At 71.3% G+C, this 20,068-nt stretch carries 17 protein-coding genes; 12 read left to right on the top strand and 5 right to left on the bottom strand.

Annotated features, from left to right (window positions below; genetic code table 11):
* Positions 1–88: 88 nt before the first annotated feature.
* The 3 genes from pstB to YU1_RS0103690 all read right to left on the bottom strand — a co-directional run bounded on the left by pstB (position 89) and on the right by YU1_RS0103690 (position 3,213).
* Complete coding sequence (pstB, locus tag YU1_RS0103700) at positions 89–925, bottom strand: phosphate ABC transporter ATP-binding protein PstB (RefSeq protein ID WP_084539642.1); 837 nt, start codon at positions 923–925, stop codon at positions 89–91.
* Between the two features lie 142 nt (positions 926–1,067).
* The gene (locus tag YU1_RS0103695; protein ID WP_029002911.1) at positions 1,068–1,925 is read right to left on the bottom strand and encodes a DUF1194 domain-containing protein; all 858 of its coding nucleotides are present in this window, start codon (positions 1,923–1,925) and stop codon (positions 1,068–1,070) included.
* Between the two features lie 388 nt (positions 1,926–2,313).
* The gene (locus YU1_RS0103690; RefSeq protein ID WP_029002910.1) at positions 2,314–3,213 is read right to left on the bottom strand and encodes an AraC family transcriptional regulator; all 900 of its coding nucleotides are present in this window, start codon (positions 3,211–3,213) and stop codon (positions 2,314–2,316) included.
* 171 nt (positions 3,214–3,384) lie between these two features.
* Here YU1_RS0103690 and YU1_RS0103685 point away from each other — a divergent pair, with 171 nt between their 5' ends.
* The 3 genes from YU1_RS0103685 to YU1_RS0103675 are packed head-to-tail and all read left to right on the top strand — an operon-like array spanning position 3,385 to position 5,524.
* Complete coding sequence (locus tag YU1_RS0103685) at positions 3,385–4,143, top strand: SDR family NAD(P)-dependent oxidoreductase (protein ID WP_029002909.1); 759 nt, start codon at positions 3,385–3,387, stop codon at positions 4,141–4,143.
* A 47-nt stretch (positions 4,144–4,190) separates the two neighbouring features.
* A complete protein-coding gene (locus YU1_RS0103680) occupies positions 4,191–4,865 on the top strand; it encodes a glutathione S-transferase family protein (RefSeq protein ID WP_029002908.1) in 675 nt (224 codons plus the stop codon).
* Positions 4,866–4,909: 44 nt separating this feature from the next.
* Complete coding sequence (locus tag YU1_RS0103675) at positions 4,910–5,524, top strand: cysteine hydrolase family protein (protein ID WP_029002907.1); 615 nt, start codon at positions 4,910–4,912, stop codon at positions 5,522–5,524.
* A gap of 244 nt (positions 5,525–5,768) precedes the next feature.
* Here YU1_RS0103675 and YU1_RS0103670 read toward each other — a convergent pair whose 3' ends face one another.
* Positions 5,769–6,668, bottom strand: coding sequence for a LysR substrate-binding domain-containing protein (locus tag YU1_RS0103670; protein WP_029002906.1), 900 nt, complete (start codon positions 6,666–6,668; stop codon positions 5,769–5,771).
* A gap of 125 nt (positions 6,669–6,793) precedes the next feature.
* Between YU1_RS0103670 and YU1_RS0103665 the strand changes: the two genes are divergently transcribed.
* Both YU1_RS0103665 and YU1_RS0103660 read left to right on the top strand, forming a co-directional pair.
* Positions 6,794–7,546, top strand: coding sequence for an SDR family NAD(P)-dependent oxidoreductase (locus tag YU1_RS0103665; RefSeq protein ID WP_029002905.1), 753 nt, complete (start codon positions 6,794–6,796; stop codon positions 7,544–7,546).
* Positions 7,547–7,568: 22 nt separating this feature from the next.
* On the top strand, positions 7,569–7,931 hold the full coding sequence (locus YU1_RS0103660) for a nuclear transport factor 2 family protein (protein WP_029002904.1): 363 nt from the start codon (positions 7,569–7,571) through the stop codon (positions 7,929–7,931).
* A 126-nt stretch (positions 7,932–8,057) separates the two neighbouring features.
* On the opposite strand, the gene ribB is transcribed toward YU1_RS0103660, so the two are convergent.
* Complete coding sequence (gene ribB / locus YU1_RS0103655; RefSeq protein ID WP_029002903.1) at positions 8,058–9,368, bottom strand: 3,4-dihydroxy-2-butanone-4-phosphate synthase; 1,311 nt, start codon at positions 9,366–9,368, stop codon at positions 8,058–8,060.
* 181 nt (positions 9,369–9,549) lie between these two features.
* Here ribB and YU1_RS31765 point away from each other — a divergent pair, with 181 nt between their 5' ends.
* Genes YU1_RS31765 through YU1_RS0103620 form a run of 7 tightly spaced genes read left to right on the top strand, consistent with a single transcriptional unit; the run spans position 9,550 to position 19,828 of the window.
* Positions 9,550–12,699: a DUF2169 family type VI secretion system accessory protein gene (locus tag YU1_RS31765; RefSeq protein WP_051356458.1), complete on the top strand. Its 3,150-nt coding sequence runs from the start codon at positions 9,550–9,552 to the stop codon at positions 12,697–12,699.
* Positions 12,692–13,825, top strand: a complete 1,134-nt coding sequence (locus tag YU1_RS31760) for a pentapeptide repeat-containing protein (RefSeq protein WP_084539639.1) — start codon at positions 12,692–12,694, stop codon at positions 13,823–13,825. The genes YU1_RS31765 and YU1_RS31760 overlap by 8 nt, the downstream gene beginning before the upstream one ends.
* A 19-nt stretch (positions 13,826–13,844) precedes the next feature.
* A complete protein-coding gene (locus YU1_RS0103640; protein WP_029002901.1) occupies positions 13,845–14,249 on the top strand; it encodes a DUF4150 domain-containing protein in 405 nt (134 codons plus the stop codon).
* Complete coding sequence (locus YU1_RS0103635) at positions 14,246–17,026, top strand: type VI secretion system Vgr family protein (protein WP_029002900.1); 2,781 nt, start codon at positions 14,246–14,248, stop codon at positions 17,024–17,026. Before YU1_RS0103640 ends, YU1_RS0103635 begins: the two co-directional genes overlap by 4 nt.
* Complete coding sequence (locus tag YU1_RS33935) at positions 17,023–17,664, top strand: DUF3540 domain-containing protein (RefSeq protein WP_051356457.1); 642 nt, start codon at positions 17,023–17,025, stop codon at positions 17,662–17,664. The genes YU1_RS0103635 and YU1_RS33935 overlap by 4 nt, the downstream gene beginning before the upstream one ends.
* On the top strand, positions 17,661–19,484 hold the full coding sequence (locus YU1_RS34690) for a tetratricopeptide repeat protein (protein ID WP_035713554.1): 1,824 nt from the start codon (positions 17,661–17,663) through the stop codon (positions 19,482–19,484). Before YU1_RS33935 ends, YU1_RS34690 begins: the two co-directional genes overlap by 4 nt.
* Positions 19,481–19,828: a hypothetical protein gene (locus tag YU1_RS0103620; protein WP_029002899.1), complete on the top strand. Its 348-nt coding sequence runs from the start codon at positions 19,481–19,483 to the stop codon at positions 19,826–19,828. Before YU1_RS34690 ends, YU1_RS0103620 begins: the two co-directional genes overlap by 4 nt.
* The last annotated feature ends 240 nt before the right edge of the window (positions 19,829–20,068 follow it).

Here is a 20,068-nt window from a genome sequence, read left to right as displayed (position 1 = left end):
ACACACATGCGCGACACGCGCCTGCCTCGCGCCCGGGGGGCCGCGCCACCGTGTCTTGCGACACGCCTTTCAAGCGCGCGGTCCCGGCTCAGCCGAACCGGCCGGTGACGTAGCGCTGGGTGCGCGCGTCCGCCGGGGTGGTGAAGATGTGGTTGGTCGGCCCGAACTCGATGATCTCGCCCAGATACATGAAGGCGGTGAAATCGGAGATGCGCGCCGCCTGCTGCAGGTTGTGGGTCACGATCACGATGGTGTGGTCGGTCTTCAGGTCGTCGATGGTGGCCTCGATCTTGGCCGTGGAGATGGGGTCGAGCGCGGCGCAAGGCTCGTCCAGCAGGATCACCTCCGGCTCCACCGCGATGGTGCGGGCGATGCACAGCCGCTGCTGCTGCCCGCCGGAGAGGCTGAGGCCCGAGGTGGGCAGGATGTCGCGCACCTCCTCCCACAGCGCCGCCCGGCGCAGGGCCGCCTCCACCCGCGCGTCCAGCTCGGCCGGGGCGGGGTCGCGGGCGAGGCGCACGCCCAGCGCCACGTTGTCATAGATCGACAGCGGGAAGGGGGTGGGCTTCTGGAACACCATGCCGATGCGGGTGCGCAGCGCCAGCACGTCCACATGCGGGCCGAGGATGTCCTCCCCGTCCATGGTCACGCTGCCTTCCACGCTCTGGTCGGCATAGAGGTCGTACATGCGGTTGAACACCCGCAGCAGAGTGGACTTGCCGCAGCCGGAAGGGCCGATGAAGGCGGTGACGCGGTTGCGGTAGAGATCGACGCTGACGTCCTTCAGCGCCACCTGCTCGCCATAGCGATAGGTGAGGTGGCTGACGCGCAGCTTCACCGCGTCGGCGGCCTCGGGCGCGGCCCGGCCGGCCCCCCTCACGAGGGCGGGCAGGGAGATATCCGTGGGCGATTGGTGGACCGTCATGGTCGCGCCTCCAAGGTGCGCGTCCTTGCGCATCCTGGCCGCAAGCATGCCGCGGGCCGGCCGTCCAGTCGTTGCGCCAGATCACGTCATGGATCTGCAATAAAACGCCCGTATCCGCATGTATCCGCAAGACATATCCGGCCTAGTTGTTCCAGCGCTCGCCCCAGATCTTCTCGCCGATGGTGCAGGAGATGCGCGGCGGCTGCACCACCGGCACGATGCGCGGCCCGCGCGGCGGCGGGCGCACGCCGGCCACCTCCAGCACCATCTTGGTCTTGATGGCGCGGATGAATTCCGCGCGCTCGCGCACCGGGATGACGAAGGCGCCCGGCCCGCCGATGACGCAATCCTCGTAATACTGGTCGAGGTCCTCGATATCGAGCGAGGAGGCATTGGGCCGCTTCAGCATCAAGGGCAGGCCGTTGATGGTGATGCCGCGCGCCACCACCTCGTCGCGGGTGCTGTCCACCCGCGGGCCCTGGTTGTTGACCCCATCGCCGGAGACGTCGATCACCTTGCGCAGCGCCTTGTAGCCGCTGTCGGCGAACAGGGCGGCGGAGAAGATCAGCCCGCCGGAGATGGAGGTGCGGTAGACCCGGCGCAGCGGGGCCGAGGCGATCTCGGCGGAGACGGCGCGGGCGGCCTCCGGCCCGTCGATCAGCCGCCAGGGCACCACCACCTTCTGCTCCTGGTCGCCGGCCCATTCCACATAGGTCAGGAGGATGCGGCCGTTGGGGCCGAGGCGCAGGGCGCTGAGGAATTCCGGCGAGACCAGGGCCTGGGCATAGCCCTCGCGCTGCAGCGCCTGCTCCTCCACGTCCATGGAATAGGAGACGTCCACCGCCAGGACGAGGGCCACATCCACCACCGGCTGCGCCGATTGGGCGGTGGCGGCGACCGCCGGGGAGATCAGGGCGGGCGGCATGAAGCCGGAGGGAATGAGACCGGAAGCCAGGAGACCCGAGGCCAGGAGACCCGAGGTCAGGAGGGCCGTGGGCATCAGGCCGGAGGGGATGAGGCCCATGGCGGTGAGCGCCCTGGCGGTGATGGCGGAGGTGGTGAGGGCGGCGGTGAGGGCGGCGGCGATCGTGGCGGGCAGGCCCCAGGGCCCGGCGATCATCGCGCCGGCGAGGCCGGCGGCGAGGGCGAGGACGGCGACCCATCGACCCGTAACGCGTCCCATTGGAGCCTCCGGAGCGGGCTTTCCACGAGCGGTCAAGGCGAGATGGTGACACCGATCGGTGCCCGGCAAAAGAGCGCGGCGAGGTTCTTTTTGGCGGGGGGTGGGATGACGTTGGGGGAGGGGGCTCAGTCCAGTGAGCAAGGGGCGCTGCCAACACCGATTGCAAATAGATGCGTCAGTCGCGGTATTCAGGAGAAACGCTTGATCAATTCATTGGCATGCCGCCGATCGCGCGCCTGATTTGACGCACATCCCGGACGGGTGGCGAACCAAACTGCCGAAGATATTCGCGGCTGAATTGCGAAGCGCTTTCGTAACCTACTGCGAAGGCAACATCTGATGCGGTTCGTTCGCCCGAGAGCAGCAGTTGTCGTGCCTCCTGTAGTCGAAGCTGCTTCTGATACTGGACCGGGCTGAGCCCCGTCAGGGCCACGAAGTGCCGGTGCAGGCTGGCGCGGCTCATGCCGCTTGCGTCGCATAAGGCCTCGATCCGCAGCCGGGTGTCGTGATGGTCACGGATCCATTCGACCGCACGGCGAATTCGGCCCAGCGCTCCCTCGGGCCGCGCAATATGGCGGAGCAGGCGTCCTTGCGGCCCCTGGAGGAGACGATAAAGCAATTCCCGTTCCGCCATCGGCGCCAGAACGGGAATGTCGCCGGGGGTGTCGAGCAAGGCCAGCAGACGCAGCAGAGTGTCCCGCAGCGGGGGTGTCATCGGATTGATCGCAATCCCGATGCCGGGCGCATCGGCGTCCCGCACCGGCGGCATGGTGGAAGCGACCTCGGCCAGCAGTGCCGGATCGAGGACGAGCGAAACCGCGATATAGGGCCGCCCATCATCGGCATTGTGTATCTGACCGCTCAGCGGCAGATCCAGCGCGCTGACGAGATACTGCGCGGAATCGTAGCGCAACAGATTGTCGTGGATCGCCACATCCTTCGACCCTTGCAGGATGAAACAGATCATCGAGCGGTACAGGCATGGCGACGTCCCGGAAGTCGCTTGCCCCACACCGATCTCCAGTCGCGGGATCGGCGTAACGGTCATCCCCGATCGCGCGTGGCGCAGGGCAAGGTCGATATGCGGCTGGAGGAGATCGGTCATGATCGTCTTATCGCATAGTCCGCGATCTCAACAAAGACCTTGAGACGATTAGGCAAGACGTTGAGAGCATTGGGCGGGCGGGCGCGGTCCGTGCGGCCTATCTGGTTGGCATCGGAGTAGCGCCGCGGAGATGCGGCATTCCGGCGAGCCCCTTTCCACCAAGGACAGACCATGACCAAGCAGATCGCACTCATCACCGGCGCCAGCCGCGGCCTCGGCCGCAACATGGCGCTCCATCTTGCCAAGCGCGGCGTCGGCATCATCGGCACCTATCGCAGCGGCGCGGCGGAGGCCGAGACGCTGCGCCAGGAGATCGAGGCTCTGGGCAGAAAAGCGGTGATGATCCCACTCGACGTCAGCGTGTCGGCGGGCTTCCCGGCGTTTGCCGCGACGGTCGCCGATACGCTGAAGACGGAGTTCGGCCGCGAGCGCTTTGACTATCTGATCAACAACGCTGGCCACGGCCTGCACGCGCTCCTGACCGACGCGACAGAGGAGCAGTTCGACTCGCTGATCGACACGCATTTGCGCGGCCCCGTCTTCCTGACGCAGAAACTGCTGCCGCTGATCGCGGATGGCGGGCGTATTCTGAACGTCTCGTCGGGCTTCGTCCGCGTGACGATGGCGGGCTACGGCCTCTATGCGGCAGCGAAGGCCGCGATCCAGACCCTGACCAAGTTCATGGCGGTCGAGCTGGGTGCGCGGCAGATCCGCGTGAACGCGATCGCGCCGGGCGCCATCGCCACGGACTTCGGCGGCGGCGTGGTCCGCGACGATGCGAACGTGAACGCCTTTGTCGCGAATACCATCGCGCTGGGGCGTGTCGGCGAGCCCGACGACATCGGCGGTGCGGTCGCGGCCATCCTGTCCGACGACATGGGCTGGGCCACCGGCGCGACGTTCGACATCTCGGGCGGGCAGGCGATCTGAGCCCGGCGCCGCTCCGCACTCCCTCCGCGGCCTATTGAGAGACCATCATGTCCGACACCCGCCTGACACTCATCAGTCACCCACTGTGCCCGTTCGTGCAACGGGCCGCGATTGTCCTTCTGGAAAAGGACGTGCCGTTCGAGCGGATCAATGTCGATCTCGCCGCCAAGCCCGACTGGTTCCTGGCTTTGTCGCCGACCGGCAAGGTTCCGCTGCTCAAGGTGAGTCAAGCCGACGGGGAGGAGGCCATCCTCTTCGAAAGCATGGTGATCTGCGAGTATCTCGAGGAAACGCAGGGCGGCCCGCCGATGTATCCCGGCGACGCGCTGCTGCGCGCCCGGCAGCGGGCATGGATCGAGTTTGCCACGCCGACCATGGCCGATGCTTGGCAGTTCCTCCACGCCACCGACCGGGCAACCGCGGATATCAAGCAGGCAGCATTCCGCGACCGGCTCCAGCGGCTGGAGGAGGAGTTGGCGGCGGGACCGTATTTCGCCGGTCCCGCGTTCGGGATGGTCGATGCGGTCTACGCTCCGCTCTTCCGCTACTTCGCGATTATCGATCCCGCGGTGTCGCGGCCGATTTTCGAGGGCCTTCCGCGCGTTTCTGCGTGGCGGGCGGCGCTGGCGGCGCGTCTCAGCGTCAGGGATGTGGTGGTGGAAGACTATGCCGAGCGCTTCCGGGAACACCTGCGTCAGCACCGTGCGCTCATCGCGGCCTGATGCCGCCCGCGCCTGAACATCATTCAAAATATGGAGTAAAGACCGTGAACGACCACGCATTCAAACAAACCAGTGCCAAGAGCGCGCTGATCCTCATCGAATACCAGAACGACTGGCTGGCCCCTACCGGCGGCATCAACGGCCAGTTCCAGGACCGCGAGCAGTTCGACGCCGCCGTCGCCAATTCGAAGAAGGTCCTGGAAGAGGCCCGTCGTCGCGATATGGAGGTCATCCACGTCAGGATGGTGCTCGAACCGACTTACCGGGTTCTGGGTGAAGGGAAGTACGGCCTGCGCAAGATGGTGCGCGACTATCACTCTTTCCTCGGCGAGCAGACCGATTTCTTCCCTGGGTTCGAGCCGCTCGATGGCGAATACGTCATCAGCGAGCGTACCGGCGGCAGCAGCGCCTTCGCGGCCACCACGCTCGACAGCTATCTGCGCAACAACCGGATCTTCGACATCCACATCATGGGCTTCGCCCTGCGGCAGTGCGTCGAGTCGACTGTGCGCAATGCCCATGACCTCGGCTATCACACCAACGTCATCTACGATGCGTCGGCGGCCTTTACCCGGGAGCAGCAGACCTCGTTCCTCGGTGACATCGCCCCCTTTTATGCCAATGCGATCACAACGCAGGCGTTTCTGACACAGGGGTAGCTGGGAGGCCCCACTCCGCCGAGGTGGCGCTGGGACCAGGATCGCAGGATGAGAAGTCCGCTTTCCGCTTCGAAGCGAGTGCTCGGAAATGGCGCAAGGCCGAGCTCCAATTGCGACGGAGAGACGTCTTCCTGCCGCCTAACTGGGACATGCCCCCCCCATCCCAACAAAAAGCCCCGCCCGGCATGCCGGACGGGGCTCTGGTCTTCTCGTTCCCCCGGGCCGCTCACCGCGCCGCGCCGCCTCAGTCATCCAGCTTCAGCGCGTTGAAGGTGTCGGCCAGGTGGTCGATATAGGCGCGCACCGCCGGCGTCAGGCCGCGCCGGGTGGTGAAGACGATGTGCACGATGCCGGTCTGGCCGCCCCAGCCGGGGAAGACCCGCGCGATCCGCCCGCTGGCGAGGTCCGCGCGGCAGACGTGATCGGGCAGCAAGGCGACGCCCAGCCCGGCGGCCACCGCCTCGCGCAGCGCGCCGAAATCCGCGCAGGTCATGCGCGGCGCATGGACATGGCTGAACAGCGCGCCCTGCGGGCCGACCAGGTCCCACGCCACATCCCCCATCTCGTCGCCGGAGCCCAGCGTCGGCAGGTCCGCCAGCGCGGCGATGTCCGCGCCCAGGCGATGGGCCAGCGCGGGGCCGGCGACGAGGATGCGCCGGGAGCGGCCCAGCGTGCGCATGGTGAGGGAGGCATCGGTGGCAAGGTCCACCCGCACCCGCAGCGCCACGTCGATCCGCTCGGCGATGAGGTCCACCGGCCGGTCGGCCACGATCACCTGCAGCCGCACCTTGGGATGGCGCGACAGGAAGGCGGGGATGCCGGGCGAGAGCACCTCCACGAGGCCGGCGGGACAGCTGAAGCGGACCAGCCCGCGCGGCTCGCTCTGGGCCTGCGCCACCAGCGCCTCGGCCTGCTCCGCCTCCTCCAGCATGGCGCGGCAGCGGGCATAGAAGGCCTCCCCCACCTCGGTCACCCGGAAGCGCCGGGAGGAGCGCTCGATGAGGCGCACGCCGAGCCGCGCCTCCAGCCCCGCGACGCGGCGGCTGAGCTTGGATTTCGGCGTGCGCAGGGCGCGGCCCGCCGGGGCGAAGCCGCCATGCTTCACCACCTCGGCGAAGAAGGCATAGTCATTGAGGTCGGCCATGGGGCACCATCGTTCCGATCATAGAACGATACGTGCCACAAATGCCGGCTACAGGCATCACCGTTCCGGATCTAAATCCTTTCTCGACACGACGGCCTTCGCCGCCGCGACAGACAGGAGACAGGATCATGGGCAGGTTCGAGAACAAGGTGGTGGTCGTCACCGGCGGCACCAGCGGCATCGGCCAGGCGACCGCCGCGGCTTTCGCGGCCGAGGGGGCCTCGGTGTTCATCACCGGCCGCCGGCAGGCGGCGCTGGACGCCGCCGTCAAGGCCATCGGCGGCAAGGTGGTGGGCGTGCGCGGCGACATGTCGAAGCTCGCCGACATCGACCGGCTCTACGACGCCGTGCAGCAGCGCCACGCCCAGATCGACGTGCTGTTCGCCAATGCCGGCGGCGGCAGCTTCGCCCCGCTCGGCGCCATCGACGAGGCGCATTTCGACGACACCTTCGCCACCAATGTGAAGGGCGTGCTGTTCACCGTGCAGAAGGCCCTGCCGCTGCTGCGGGACGGCGGCGCGGTGGTGCTCACCGGCTCGGTCACCGGCTCCACCGGCACCCCGGCCTTCAGCGTCTACAGCGCGACCAAGGCCGCGGTGCGCAACTTCGCCCGCAACTGGATCCTCGATCTCAAGGACCGGCGCATCCGGGTGAACGTGGTCAGCCCCGGCGTGATCGACACCGCCGGCCTGAACGACCTGTTCGGCGGCGGCGCCCAGGCGGACGGCGTGAAGTCCGGCATGCTTGCGGGCATCCCCGCCGGGCGCGTGGGCCAGCCGCAGGACGTGGCGCAGGCGGTGATGTTCCTCGCCTCCGACGCGGCGAGCTTCATCAACGGCGCCGAGCTGTTCGTCGACGGCGGCATGACGCAGATCTGAACCCGCTGGACGGAGAAGAGCCATGAACGAAACGATTGAGCAGTTGCTCGTCCGCAACCTCCGCGAGGTGTTCGGCGAGCGTGATCCGGTCCGGCGCCGCGCCGCCATCGCGTCGCTCTATGCCCCCGAGGCGGTGTTCGCCGACTACAGGCGGAGCCACCGCGGCTGGGACGGGGTGGACGAGGCCGCGGCCGGCGTGCAGGCCGCCACGCCGGGGTTCGTCTTCGCGATGGTCGGCGAGGCGCAGGTCGCGGAGGGCGCCGGACGGCTGCGCTGGGCCTACGGGCCGCCGGAGGACCCGCGGCGCGTGACCGGGACCGACTTCGCCTTGGTGCGCGAGGGCCGGATCATCGCGCTCTACGTGTTCCTGGACCCGCCAGCGTAGCCCGCGGCCCGGCGGCGGGGGCGGGTGTCCCCGCCCGCTCCCCCCAGCAAAAAAAAAGCCCCGCCCGGCATGCCGGGCGGGGCTCTGGTCTTCTTGGCCGAGTTCTTCCTGGCGGGTCCCGCCCGCTCAGCCCTCCAGCGTATCGGTGGAGACGATCTCGATGCCGAAGCCGGACAGGCCCACATAGGTGCGGGCCTTGGAGGCCAGCAGGCGGATGGAGGTGACGCCGAGATCGCGCAGGATCTGCGCGCCCAGGCCCACTTCGCGCCAGTGCTGGTCGCGCTCCAGCTCGCTGGCGCTCTTGTCGCCGCCGCCCATGGCGGTGGGCGGCACGCCCACGGTGCCGTCGCGCAGATAGACCAGCACGCCCCGGCCCTCCTGCTTGATGCGCTCCAGCGCCTTTTGCAGCGCCTTGGCGCCGGTGAAGGCGTCGGCCACCGGGTCGGCGCGGTGCAGGCGCACCAGCACGTTCTCGCCGTCGCCGATGCGGCCGTGGACCAGGGCCAGATGGTTCACCTGGTCGAACGGGGTGAGGTAGGAGAAGCCCTGCATCTCGCCCACCGAGGTGGGCACCGGGAATTCCGCCGCCCGCGTCACCAGCTTCTCGCGCGCCTGGCGGTAGGCGATGATGTCGGCCACCGAGATGCGCAGCAGCGCGTGCTCCTCGGCGAAGGCGGTGACCTGCGGGCCGCGCTTCACCGTGCCGTCGTCATTCACCAGTTCGGCGATGACGCCGATGGGCGGCACGCCGGCGAGGCGGCACAGGTCCACGGCGGCTTCCGTGTGGCCCGAGCGCATCAGCACGCCGCCCTCCTTGGCGATCAGCGGGAAGACGTGGCCGGGGCGCACGAAGTCGGCCGCGCCCATGTTGGGGTTGGCGAGCGCGCGCACGGTGTTGGTGCGCTCCTCGGCCGAGATGCCGGTGGTGGTGCCGTGCTTCACGTCGATGGAGACGGTAAACGCGGTGCCGAGCGGGGCGTCGTTGTTCGACACCATGGGGTCGAGGCGCAGGCGCTTGGCTTCCGAGGGCGGCAGCGGGGCGCAGACGATGCCCGAGGTGTGGCGGATCAGGAAGGCCAGCTTCTGCGGCGTCGCCTGCGAGGCGGCGAGGATGAGGTCGCCCTCGTTCTCGCGGTCGTCGTCGTCGGTGACGACGATGATCTCGCCGCGGGCGATGGCTTCGATGGCGAGCTGGACGCGGGATTGGGAGGTGTCGATCACGGGCAAACCTCGGAGGGTCGGGGCCGGGAGCCCCAGGAAATCATTGGGCGTCACCGCATGGCCGGTGGCCTGGGCGATGCGCTGCGCGCTTTCGCGGGAGAGCCAGGCGCTGTCGTCATTGCACAGCGCCGTGACGCTGGCGGGAGACAATCCCACCTGCCTGGCGAAGGCGCTGCGGGTGACGTTGGCATTCTGGAGCCAGTCGGCGAGCTTCATGGCCTTGGTTTAGCAGAGCCGAAATTCAGCGGCAATGAAAAGTGCGTGATTTTCAGTGTGACTGAATATGACGCGTGCGAGCCGGGGCGGTGCGGGTTGTCCACACCCGGCGCGAGCGTCGCACGGCTGTAAGAGGGCACCCCTACAAGACAGCGTTCCCGTCCGGAGTCCCGCAGGACCGATGCCCCTCGTCATCAAGCCGCGCACGCTGGCGGTGCTCACCAAGGTCGAACGCCGCACCGGCGGGGCGCGCTACATCGCCACCGTCATGGCCGCCTTCGACCTCGCCGACAGCCGGCGCCTCGACGGCGAGCAGGCGCTGTGGCTGATGGCGGCGCAGGCGCTGCCGCCGGGCGGGGCGCTGGATACCGGCATGCCCAAGCCGCGCGCCGAGCTGCTGATCGGCGGCCGCGTCCAGGCGCCGGATCGCGGCGGCCTCATGCTGGAGGCGCAGGTGGCCGGCCTCACCAAGCGCCTCGCGGTGTTCGGCGACCGCTGGTGGGCGGCGGGGCCGAACGGCTATGCGGCCACAGCGCCGCAGCCGCTCACCGATTTGCTGCTCGGCCCGGAACTGGCTTTCGGCGGGCCGGGGCACCGGCTCAATCCGGGAGGGCGCGGCTTCGGCGCCGCCGGGCGCATCGGCGGCGGGCAGGCGGTTGCGCTGCCCAATGTGGAAGACCCCGCCGCTTTGCTGCACCGGCCGGAGGACGAGCCGGCCCCGGCGCTGTTCGGCCCGCTGGATGTGATGCACCCCGAGCGCGCCCGCCTCGCCGGCACCTATGACCAGGCCTGGGTGGAGCATGTGGCCCCGGCGCTGGCCAACGACATCCATCCCGACTTCTTCATGACCGCGCCGCCCGACCAGCGCTTCGGCGACTATCTCGCCGGCGGCGAGCCCTATCGCCTGCGCAACTTCTCCGCCGCCCATCCGGAGCTCAGCGGCCACCTGCCGGCGCTGCGCCCGCGCGCCTTCGTCGGCCGGGGGGCGGCGTGGGTGGAGATGACGCTGCGCCTCGACACGCTGTGGCTGTTCGCCGGGGCGCGGCGCGGGCTGCTGGCCTGGCACGGCGTGGTGCCGGTGGCGGACCTGGAAGGGCGCGATGTCACCGACCTCATGCTGGCCTACGAGCACCAGTCCGATCCGCCGCGCCCGCTCGACCATTATGCGCGGGTGCGCCGGCTGCGCACCGACCCCGCCACCGCCCCGCGCCATGCCTTCTCCGACGGCGAGCTGTCGCCGGCCCCCGACCCGGCGGAAGCCGCCCGCCGCGCGGACGCCCGCCGCACCCAGGCGGCGCGCGGCGCCGCGCGCCGGGCTGAGGCGTCCGATTTCCTGATCAACCGGCGGCTGGACGCGCTGGCGGTGCCCGCAGCCGTGCGCCCGCCGCCCGCCGTGCCGGACCCGGACCCGCTGCTGCTGCCGACGCCGGAAGACCTGGCGGACGGCGATTTCGATCTCGGCGCGGTGCTGGACGCTCTGGAGGCGAAGACCCGCGCCGCCCACGACAGCCTGCTGGCCCAGGCCGGGCAGGGGCAGGCGGTGCTCGGCGCCATGGACGCGCTGAAGCGCCCCGGCGCCGGCGCGGACGCGGTGGACGCCCTGCTCGCCAGCCTCGCCCCGCTGGGCGGGCCGGACGTGGCGGGCGCGCTCGACGCCGCTGCCCCGGCCGCCGGCCCCGGGCCGGAGCTGGACGGCGCGCCCTTGCCGCCCGCCCTCGACGCCGCGCTGGCGGCGGCGGGCGCCGCCGGCGACTGGCGCGCCCTGCTGGCCGATGCGCTCCAGGGCACCGACGATGCGGCCCAGGTGGACGCCCAGGTGGCGGCGGCGCGCGCCCGCTTCCTCGCCCTGCCGGAGGCGAGCCCGTTCGCCCCCGCCCGCGCCGCCATGGCCACCGCGCGGGCGATCGACCTGCCGCCGCTGCCGCCCCGGCCGGAGGATGCTCCCGCCGCCACCCCGCCGCCGCCCGCCGACCCGCTGGCGGGGCTGCTGGCGAACCTTGCCGCCGGCCCCGACCTGCCGCCGGAGACGGCCGCCGCCGTCGCCGGGCAGATGGCGGCGGCCGACCGCAGGCTCGGCGCGGCGCTGCCCGCCCTCGCCGTGGCCCCTGGCCGCTCGGCCCTCGACACGCTGCTGGCCGACCTCGCCCCCGCCGATCCCGCCACCGACCCCGCCGCCGCCGATCCGCAGGCGCGCATGGCGCAGGCCCGGCACGACATGGCCGCGGTGGACGGCGTGCTGGACGCCGCCGCGCCGCGCCTTGCCGCCGGCCTTGCCGCGCTGCGGCTCAACGCGCCGCAGGCCGCCTATCCGCAGGAGGCGATGTCGCCGCATGTGGCGCGCAGCTTCGGCGACATCGTGCTGGCCGAGGCCCGCGCCGGCCTCGATCTGCGGGGCCGGGATCTGGCGGGCGCGAATCTGGCCGGCGCCGACCTCTCCGGCCTCGATCTCACCGGCGCCTTCCTGGAGAAGGCCAATCTCGCCAATGCCCGGCTCGCCGGGGCGATCCTGGTGGAGGCGGCGCTGAGCGAGGCGCGCCTCGACCATACCGACCTCACCGGCGCCGACCTCACCGGGGCCAATCTCTGCGGCGTGGACGCCCCCGCCGTGCGCCTCGCCGGCGCGCGGCTGGACGGCACCCGCCTGATCCGCGCCCGCATGCCCGGCGCGATGCTGCGCGGCGCGATGCTGCGCGGCGTGCAGGCGCTCGAGGTGGTGTTGGACGGCGCCGACCTCTCCGAGGCGCGCCTCGACGAGGTACTGGTGCTCAAGGGCGCGCTGGCCGGGGCGGTGCTCGCCCAGGCGCGGCTGCGGCAATGCCTGTTCCTCCAGGCCGACATGACCGGCGTGGACGCCTCCGGCGCCTTCCTCGACCGCTGCGCCCTCACCGCCGTCCAGGCGCGCGGCTTCAAGGCGCCGCAGGCGGACCTGCGCGGCTCCACCTTCATCGGCGGCACGCTGCTGGCGGAGGCGGACTTCTCCGGCGCGCTGGCCAGCGATTGCAGCTTCTTCGGCGCCGACCTCACCGGCGCGCGCTTTCCCCACGCCGTGCTCGACCGCGCGGTGTTCGGCGAGGCGAAGCTCGCCGGCGCCGACTTCCGCCTCGCCTCGCTGCGGCGCGCCTTCCTCGACGCCGCCGTCCTGCCGGACGCGGACTTCATCGGCGCGCAGATGATGGAGGCGCAGCTCCACCGCGCCGACCTCGCCCGCGCCACCCTGCGCGGCGCCAACCTGTTCGGCGCCGACCTCAGCGACGCGGACCTCGCCGGGGCGGACCTCACCGGCGCCAACCTGTTCAACACCGTGCTCGCCCTGGAGACCACCCATGCCTGAGGGGGATATGCGGGCGGGGGATATGCCCGAGGCCGGGGGCTTCGCGGCGGCGCGCGCGGACCTCCTGGAGCATGCCCGCCTCGGCCTGGTCTACGAGGGCGGTGACTTCTCGCTCACCGACTGGACGGGGACGCCTTCGCTCGCCGGCGTGCAATGCGTCGGCACCGCGTTCCGCGGTGCGCGCCTCGATCGCGTCGCGCTTCCCGGCGCGCTGTTCCTGCGCTGCGACCTGGCCGGGGCGTGCTTCGCCGGGGCGGAGCTGCGCGACGTGCGCTTCGTCGAATGCGACCTCACCGGCGTCAGCTTCGAGGGCGCGCGCATCTCCGGCGCCGCCTTCCTGCAATGCGCCATGGCCAGGGCCCGGCTGACGGGCGCGCAGGTGAGCGACAGCAGCTTCCTGCGCTGCGCCCTGCCGCAGGCGCGCTTCGCCGGGGCGCGCATCGACGGCGCCGCGCTGCTGGAGTGCGACCTCGCCGGCATCGACCTGTCCCAGGTGGTGGCGACGCGGCTCATGGCCAGCAAGGCGGACCTGCGCGCGGCGGAGATCGCCGGCCTCGTCTGCGACACCGTGCTGCTGGTGGACGCGGACCTCTCCGGCCGCGACCTCACCCAGGTGGTGCTGGCGCGGGTGAACATGATGGGCGCCGACCTGTCCGGCGCCGACCTCACCGGCGTGGACCTCTCCGGCAGCTTCCTGAAGGGCTGCAACCTGGCGGGGGCGAACCTCTCCGGCGTCACCGCCCCGCAGGCGCATTTCGCCCAGAGCAACCTCAGCGGGGCGCGGCTCGTGGGGGCGCGCCTCGGCGGCGCCAATTTCGGCGAGGCGCGCCTCGCCCAGGCGGATTTCTCCGGCGCCGATTTGGAGATGGCGGTGATGACCGGGGCCAGCGCCCCCGCCGCCCGCTTCGCCGGCGCCAACCTGTCCTATGCGGTGCTGGCCGGGGCGCGGCTGGAGGCGGCGGACTTCACCGGCGCGCGCTTCCTGCGCACCGACCTGCACCGCGCCAACACCACCGGCATGCTGCGCCTCGGCGCCGGCGGCGAGACCCTGGACACCGACCCGCAGCGGGCGGTGGCCGAGCTCTACACCCCCCAGCACGTGCGGCCCGCCGCGCGGGAGACCTGACGATGCGGGAGATTTGGCGATGTTCGTGACCTCTCAAGGCCCGATGCCGGCCACCGACATGGCGTTTCCGGACGTGTGCAACACGCCCGTCGGCCCGGCCGTGGTGCCGCTGCCCTATCCCGACATCGCTTTGTCCACCACCGCCATCCCCAACCAGACCAAGCTGCTGCTCTCGGCCATGCCGGCGCACAATTTGACCACCACCACGCCGCTGACCAATGGCGACAATGCCGGGGTGCTGCTGGGCGCGGTGTCGGGGCTGGTGATGGGCCCCTCGCAGGCGGCCATGGGCTCCGCCAACCTGTTCGTCGGCGGGGTGCCGGCCACCAAGCTCACCGCGCCGACCAAGCAGAACGGCGTCAGCCCCAACGTTCCCGGCGTGCGCATCAGCCCGTCGCAGATCAAACTGATGGCCATGCAATGAACCGGCACGACGACGCCCCCGAGCCTTCCCGCGACGACCGCGATTCCGGCATGCGCGGCCGCGACCGTGACGATGACCGTGATCGCGGCCATGACCGCGATCGTGATGAGGACCGGGATCGCGACCACCGCGGCCGCGACCGCGACGACCACGACCGCGACGACCATGACCGTCACGGCCACGGCCGCGACCACGACTATCCCGAGCCGCCGCGCCACCGGCCGCCACGCCTGGAGCCGCCGCGCCGGCCGCCGCATTTCCATGGCGGTCCTCACGGCCGGGCTGAGCTGTCGATCACCGTGTCGATCCCCGCCCTGGAGGTGGAGGATCTCGACTGCGAGGCGTTCAAGGGCCGCGAGGCGATCTCCGCGCCCTACCGCTTCGAGGCCTTCGTGGTGACGCCCACGGACCTCGCCGGCAAGTCGGCCGCCGGCAAGCCGGCCTGGGTGACGGTGAGCGCGCACGGCCAGACCACCACCTTCGCCGGCGTGGTGCTGGAATTCCGCGTCAGGGATAAGCCGAACCAGAACGACTTCGCTTATTCCGTGGTGGTGGCGCCGCGCCTCAGCCTGCTGGATTTCAGCCAGCAGACCGAGGTGTTCGCCGCCGACGCCGCCATGGACCTGAAGGCGCTGGTGACCGGCCTTCTCGACGGCTCGCTGTCCAAGGGCAGCACCACCTCCGGCCACGGCCAGAAGCTGGATTTCACCGTCTCCTCCACCGTGCCGGCGGAGTTCAAGCGCTCCAACATCACCAAGTATAACGAGACCGACCTCGCCTTCTTCTCGCGCGTGTGCGAGCATTACGGCGTGTTCTACTACGTCTCCACCGACACCTCCGGCGACGAGGCCAAGGACAAGATCACGGTGGGCGCGCGGAACACGGATTTCGCCGAGCCGGTGAAGATCCGCTTCAAGGGCGAGTGCGAGGCCAGCCCCACGGACGAGGTGTCCGTCACCTCCTTCACCCGCGTGGAGCGGCCGCAGGTCAAGCAGGTGCGCCTGCGCGACTATAACGAGGCGACGCCGGGCACCGACCTGATCTCCGCCAGCACCTCCGCCGAGGGGGTGGGCGAGATCGTCGAATATGGCGACAACTTCCCCGACGACGCGGAGGGCAAGAAGCTCGCCTCCATCCGCGCCGAGGAACTGGCCTGGCAGGCCAGCGTGTTCGAGGGCCGCAGCACCTTCCCCGGCCTGCGCGCCGGCGCCACCTTCACCCTGGAGGAGCACCCCATCGACGCCTTCAACACCACCTATGTGGTGGTGGAGGTGGCGCACGCGGCGGGCGCCCCGGCGCCGCTGGGCTTCACCGCCGGGGCGCGGCCGGCGGCCTATGCCAACGATTTCGTCGCCATCCGCAAGGACCGCGCCTTCCGGCCCCGCCGGGTGACGCCGCGCCCGGTGATGTCCGGCGTGTTCAACGCGCTGGTGGACGCGGAGAGCAATGACAAGCGCGCCAGCCTGGACGATGCCGGCCGCTACCGCGTGCGCTTCAGCTACAATGACGGCAAGAGCCACACCGTGGCCGGCAAGGCGAGCGCCGCGCTGCGCCAGTTGCAGCCTTATGCCGGGGCCTCCGCCAACAGCGTGGTGAGCGGCCTGCACATGCCGCTGCTGAAGGACGCCGAGGTGCTGGTCGGTTATGTGAACGGCGATCCCGACCGCCCGGTGATCGTGGGCGCGGCCTATAACGGCAAGAATGCCGACCCGGTGACCAAGGCCTCGCGCACCGTGAACCGGCTGCGCACTACCGCCGGCACGCTGCTGGAGATGGAGGACGGCGCCAGCGACACCGGCACGCGCTACCTGCGCATGGACGTGCCCAAGGCGGTGGGCGACAAGCCGCCGACCGGCAACTACCTGCGCCTCGGCGCCTATGTGGGCGACGAGGAGAAGCCGGCGCAGTCCGGTCTCAAATATTCCACCTCCACGGCGGTGGCCTCGGACCTCAACGGCTACACCTCCACCGGCGGCGGCCTCGGCTATTCGGCGTTCGAGACCAAGACCGAGAACATGGAGAAGTCCGTCAAGGTGACGACCACCGCGCACAGCGGCTCGGGCAACGGCATCCTGCTGTACAGCGAGCAGGATCTCGACGTGAACGTCGTCGGCGCGGCGCTGATGAAGTTCGGCGCAGGCTACGCCAGCGAGACCACCAAGGGGGATTCCACCCACAAGGTGCCGGCCGGCCAGTACACCCTCTCCACCAAGAACGGCGTGACCATCACCGCCGGCACCGAGGGGGTGGACCTCGCCGACATCAAGATCACCGCCTCCAACAAGGCGAGCATCAAGTCGCTGGGCGACACCAGCTTCTTCACCTACGGCACGACCACGAAATATTCGCTCGGCGAGAGCTTCACCATCTTCATCGGCTTCGAGCAGACGATCAAGGTATCCATCTCGCTGACCATCCAGCTGTCGGGGGTGAACACCTTCACCATCGGCGCCGCCACCTCGGTCACGCTCGGCGCCAAGGCCGATCTCATCATCGGCTGGTCGGCGAAATACTGCATCGGCGGCGGCGACATGAAGATCACCGATTCCGACATGAAGATCACCTCCCAGGACATGAAGCTCGTCAATACCGACTTCAAGTTCAGCGGCGGCATGGACGGCAAGATCGTCAACGTGGCGTTCGAGAGCGTGCGCTCCAAGATCACCACCAAGGATCTCGACGTGGAGCAGCGCAAGCTGGTGCAGAAGATGGTCGACCTGTCGGTAGAGAAGGCCTCCATGAAGACCAATTTCGTCACCCTGGAGGCCTATCTGTGAGCGCGGACGGAGCCGCCGCGCCGCAGCCCCGGCCGCAGCCCGCAGCCGCGCCGCCGCAGGCGGAGGCGGCGGACCTGCGGGTCGGCCGGGTGGTCGCGCTGGCCGGCGATGGCGCCGTGCGGGTGGCGGCGGGGGAGGCGGACCGCCCCGCCCGCCGCGCCGCCGGCTGCCTGGTGGAGCCCGCCGTGGGCGATCTGGTGCTGCTGGCCACCGCCGGGGCGGACAGCTTCGTGCTCAGCGTGCTCGACCGCCTGCTGCCGGGCGAGGCCGCCCTCTCGGTGCCCGGCGCGGACAGCGTGCGGCTGGCGGCGCCGCAGCTGGCGCTGGTCGGCACGCGGGAGGTCGCCATTGACGGCGGCAGCGTGGCGGTGCGCGCCCGGGCCTTCACCCTGGTGGGCCGGCTCGCCAGCTTCGTCGCCGATCACCTGCGCATCACCGCCCGCCGCCGCGAGGTGGTGGCGGACACCAGCGCCGAGCAGGCCGGCAGCCGCACCGTGGTGGTGCGCGACACCGATGTGCTGGAGGCGGGCACCCGCGTCGAGACCGTGGCCGGCATCTCCAGCGCCTCGGCCGCCACCGCCGTGATGGTGGCCAAGGAGGACCTGCGCTTCGACGGCAAGCGGGTCACGGTGGGATGAGCGCGGACGCCGGCCTTGCGCCGCCGCACCACGCCCATCTGGACGCCCATCTGGACGCTCATGTCGCCGCCGCCGGGCGGCTGATGTCGGCCGGGCGCCATGCCGAGGCCGAGATCCTGGTGGCCGAAATCCTGGCGCAGGCGCCGGAGCAGGTGGACGCCCTGCTGCTGCGCGCCGCCGGCGCCCTGGCGCGGGGCGCGGCGGAGCCGGCCTTCGCGCTGCTGGCGGACCTGGCCGGACGCCATCCCGGCCGCGCCGACGTCATCGCCAATCTCGGCGCCGCTCATGCCGCGCTCGGCCGCCCCGAGGCGGCCGTCGCCTGCCTGGAGCAGGCGGCGCTGCTGGCGCCGCACGACGGCACGCGCCGGGCCGAGCTGGCCGCCGCCTTGCTGGCGCAGGATGAAGGGGCGCGGGCGCGGGCGGAGATCCTCGCCGTGCAGCAACTGGCCCAGGCGGCGGACGATGCCGGCCTGATGGCCGAGGGCTGGTCGCTGGCCGCCCGCCTGCTGCTGCGCGAGGGCCGGCCCGGCCCGGCCGAGGCCGCGCTGCGCCACGCCCTCGACCTGCGCCCCGGCCACGGGCCGGACCTGGCGCTGATCAGCGACATCCTGGCCGGCGAGGGCCGCCTGGAGGCGGCGCTGGCCTGCGCGGAGGAGGCCTATCTCGCCGCCCCCGCCGACCATGGCCGCGCCGTGGCGCTGGCCGGCCGGCTGATGGACCTCGGCCGGCTGGAGGCGGCCGAGCGGCACCTGCGGCGGGTGATCGCCACCGCGCCCCATCATCCTGAGGCCACCGACGCGCTGGCCCGCGTCCGCATCCTCGCCGGCGATACGGCGGGGGGCCTCGCCGCCTTCGCCGCGCTGGTGCGGCGGGCCGAGGGCGACCCCGGCGCGCTGCTGGCCATGGCCCGGCTGCTGCGGCTCGCCGGCGAGTTGGAAAAGGCGCTGGCCTTCGCCGAACAGGCGTTCCAGCGCGCCCCGGACGCGGCCGAGGCGGCGCACCTGCGCACCCATTTGCTGCTGGCGCTCGGCCGGTTCGGTGAGGTGTGGCCGGTGCCCGAGGACGGTCCGCCGGCCGTCGCCGCGCTGCGCATCCCCGAGGGGCTGGCGGCGGGCGAGCTCGTGCTGCTGGCCCGCTTCGCGCGGGCGGTGGCGCCGGCGGGCGGGGCGGTGCCGTGCCATGCGGAGGCGGCGCTGCTGCCGCTGCTGGAGGGGATCGTCGGCCTTGCCGCCACCGCCGCCCCCGCGCCGGCCGATGCGCTGGCGCTCACCGCGCTGCCCAGCCTGCTGGGCAGCGATGCGGGCGCGCCCGGCGCGCCCTATCTGGCGGTGGACGCCGCCCGCCACGCCCGCTGGGGCGCGGCGCTGGAGGGCCTGCCGCGCCCGCTGATCGGCCTTGCCTTCGAGGCGGGCGCGCAAGGCCTGCGCCTGGCCGATCTCGCGGCGGCGCTGGCGGGGCGGGGCACATTGGTCTCGCTGGCCTTCGGGCCGGAGCGGGCGCAGCTTTCCGCCTGCCCGGCGGTGGTGGATGCGGGCGCGGATTTCGCCGACGCGCGGGACCTGGCGGCGGCGATGGCCCATCTGGATCTGGTGGCGGGCAGCGCGGGCCTGGCGCTGCACATGGCCGGGGCCATGGGCATGCGCGCGGCGGCGCTGGTGCCGGCCGCGCTGCCCTGGCCGTTCGCCCATCGCGACGGCGCCTCGCTCTGGTATCCGAACATGCGGGTGCTGCCGGCGCAGCGTCCCGGCGACTGGGCCGCACCGCTGGCCGAACTGGCACGCATGGCCGCCGCGACGGCGGGGAACGGGGGCGAGGCATGATCTGGCAGCCGCTGAAGGATGACGTGGGCGGCGTTGAAGCGCGGCTCAGCGAAACGGTGCGGGCGCTGGTGGCGGCCTATCCCGCCGGCGGGCCGGAGCAGCCGGCGTGGCAGGCGCTGGCGCTGGCGGACGGGCGTCCGCTCCAATTGCGGCTGGCGGTGATGCCGCGCAGCCGCCTCAGCCACGGGCGGCGGGCGGCGCTGGACTATGCGGTGTCCGGGCAGGCGGTGTTCGGCGGCGAGGGCTTCCGCTGCGAGGGCGTGGCGGTGCTGGACCTGAAGACGCGGGCGCTGCTGGACGTCACCTGCCGCCTCGTCTCGCTGGGGCCGGTGGCGACGCCCTGAGCGGGCGTCGCGCGACCGTCACTTGCGCAGGAACCCGCTGCGAGGCGCCAACTGCGCAGTTTTCTGCGCAGTTGCAGCACCGAATAAATACGCCGGTGTGACCCGGCAGAAAGTGCAGAATGCGCCGTGAACGGCTTGCGGGAACAAGAAAGCGCGCCGCATGACAAAAGCGTGAAGTAGAACTGGCATCGGTCTTGCGGTGGAGACTGCGCCGGCATCGGGCCGGTCATCGAGATCGAG

It is taken from the genome of Azorhizobium doebereinerae UFLA1-100, assembly GCF_000473085.1.
Taxonomy (GTDB): domain Bacteria; phylum Pseudomonadota; class Alphaproteobacteria; order Rhizobiales; family Xanthobacteraceae; genus Azorhizobium; species Azorhizobium doebereinerae.
This window is presented reverse-complemented; position numbering and strand designations above follow the sequence as displayed.

Bases quoted from the DNA above. Each gene is read 5' to 3' on its own strand.
- YU1_RS0103620 (WP_029002899.1), top strand. From the start codon at position 19,481: ATGATCTGGCAGCCGCTGAAGGATGACGTGGGCGGCGTTGAAGCGCGG.
- YU1_RS0103635 (WP_029002900.1), top strand. From the start codon at position 14,246: ATGAACCGGCACGACGACGCCCCCGAGCCTTCCCGCGACGACCGCGAT.
- ribB (WP_029002903.1), bottom strand. From the start codon at position 9,368: ATGAAGCTCGCCGACTGGCTCCAGAATGCCAACGTCACCCGCAGCGCC.
- YU1_RS0103660 (WP_029002904.1), top strand. From the start codon at position 7,569: ATGAACGAAACGATTGAGCAGTTGCTCGTCCGCAACCTCCGCGAGGTG.
- pstB (WP_084539642.1), bottom strand. From the start codon at position 925: ATGACGGTCCACCAATCGCCCACGGATATCTCCCTGCCCGCCCTCGTG.
- YU1_RS0103640 (WP_029002901.1), top strand. From the start codon at position 13,845: ATGTTCGTGACCTCTCAAGGCCCGATGCCGGCCACCGACATGGCGTTT.
- YU1_RS0103690 (WP_029002910.1), bottom strand. From the start codon at position 3,213: ATGACCGATCTCCTCCAGCCGCATATCGACCTTGCCCTGCGCCACGCG.
- YU1_RS0103695 (WP_029002911.1), bottom strand. From the start codon at position 1,925: ATGCCCACGGCCCTCCTGACCTCGGGTCTCCTGGCCTCGGGTCTCCTG.
- YU1_RS0103685 (WP_029002909.1), top strand. From the start codon at position 3,385: ATGACCAAGCAGATCGCACTCATCACCGGCGCCAGCCGCGGCCTCGGC.
- YU1_RS0103670 (WP_029002906.1), bottom strand. From the start codon at position 6,668: ATGGCCGACCTCAATGACTATGCCTTCTTCGCCGAGGTGGTGAAGCAT.
- YU1_RS34690 (WP_035713554.1), top strand. From the start codon at position 17,661: ATGAGCGCGGACGCCGGCCTTGCGCCGCCGCACCACGCCCATCTGGAC.
- YU1_RS0103680 (WP_029002908.1), top strand. From the start codon at position 4,191: ATGTCCGACACCCGCCTGACACTCATCAGTCACCCACTGTGCCCGTTC.
- YU1_RS31765 (WP_051356458.1), top strand. From the start codon at position 9,550: ATGCCCCTCGTCATCAAGCCGCGCACGCTGGCGGTGCTCACCAAGGTC.
- YU1_RS31760 (WP_084539639.1), top strand. From the start codon at position 12,692: ATGCCTGAGGGGGATATGCGGGCGGGGGATATGCCCGAGGCCGGGGGC.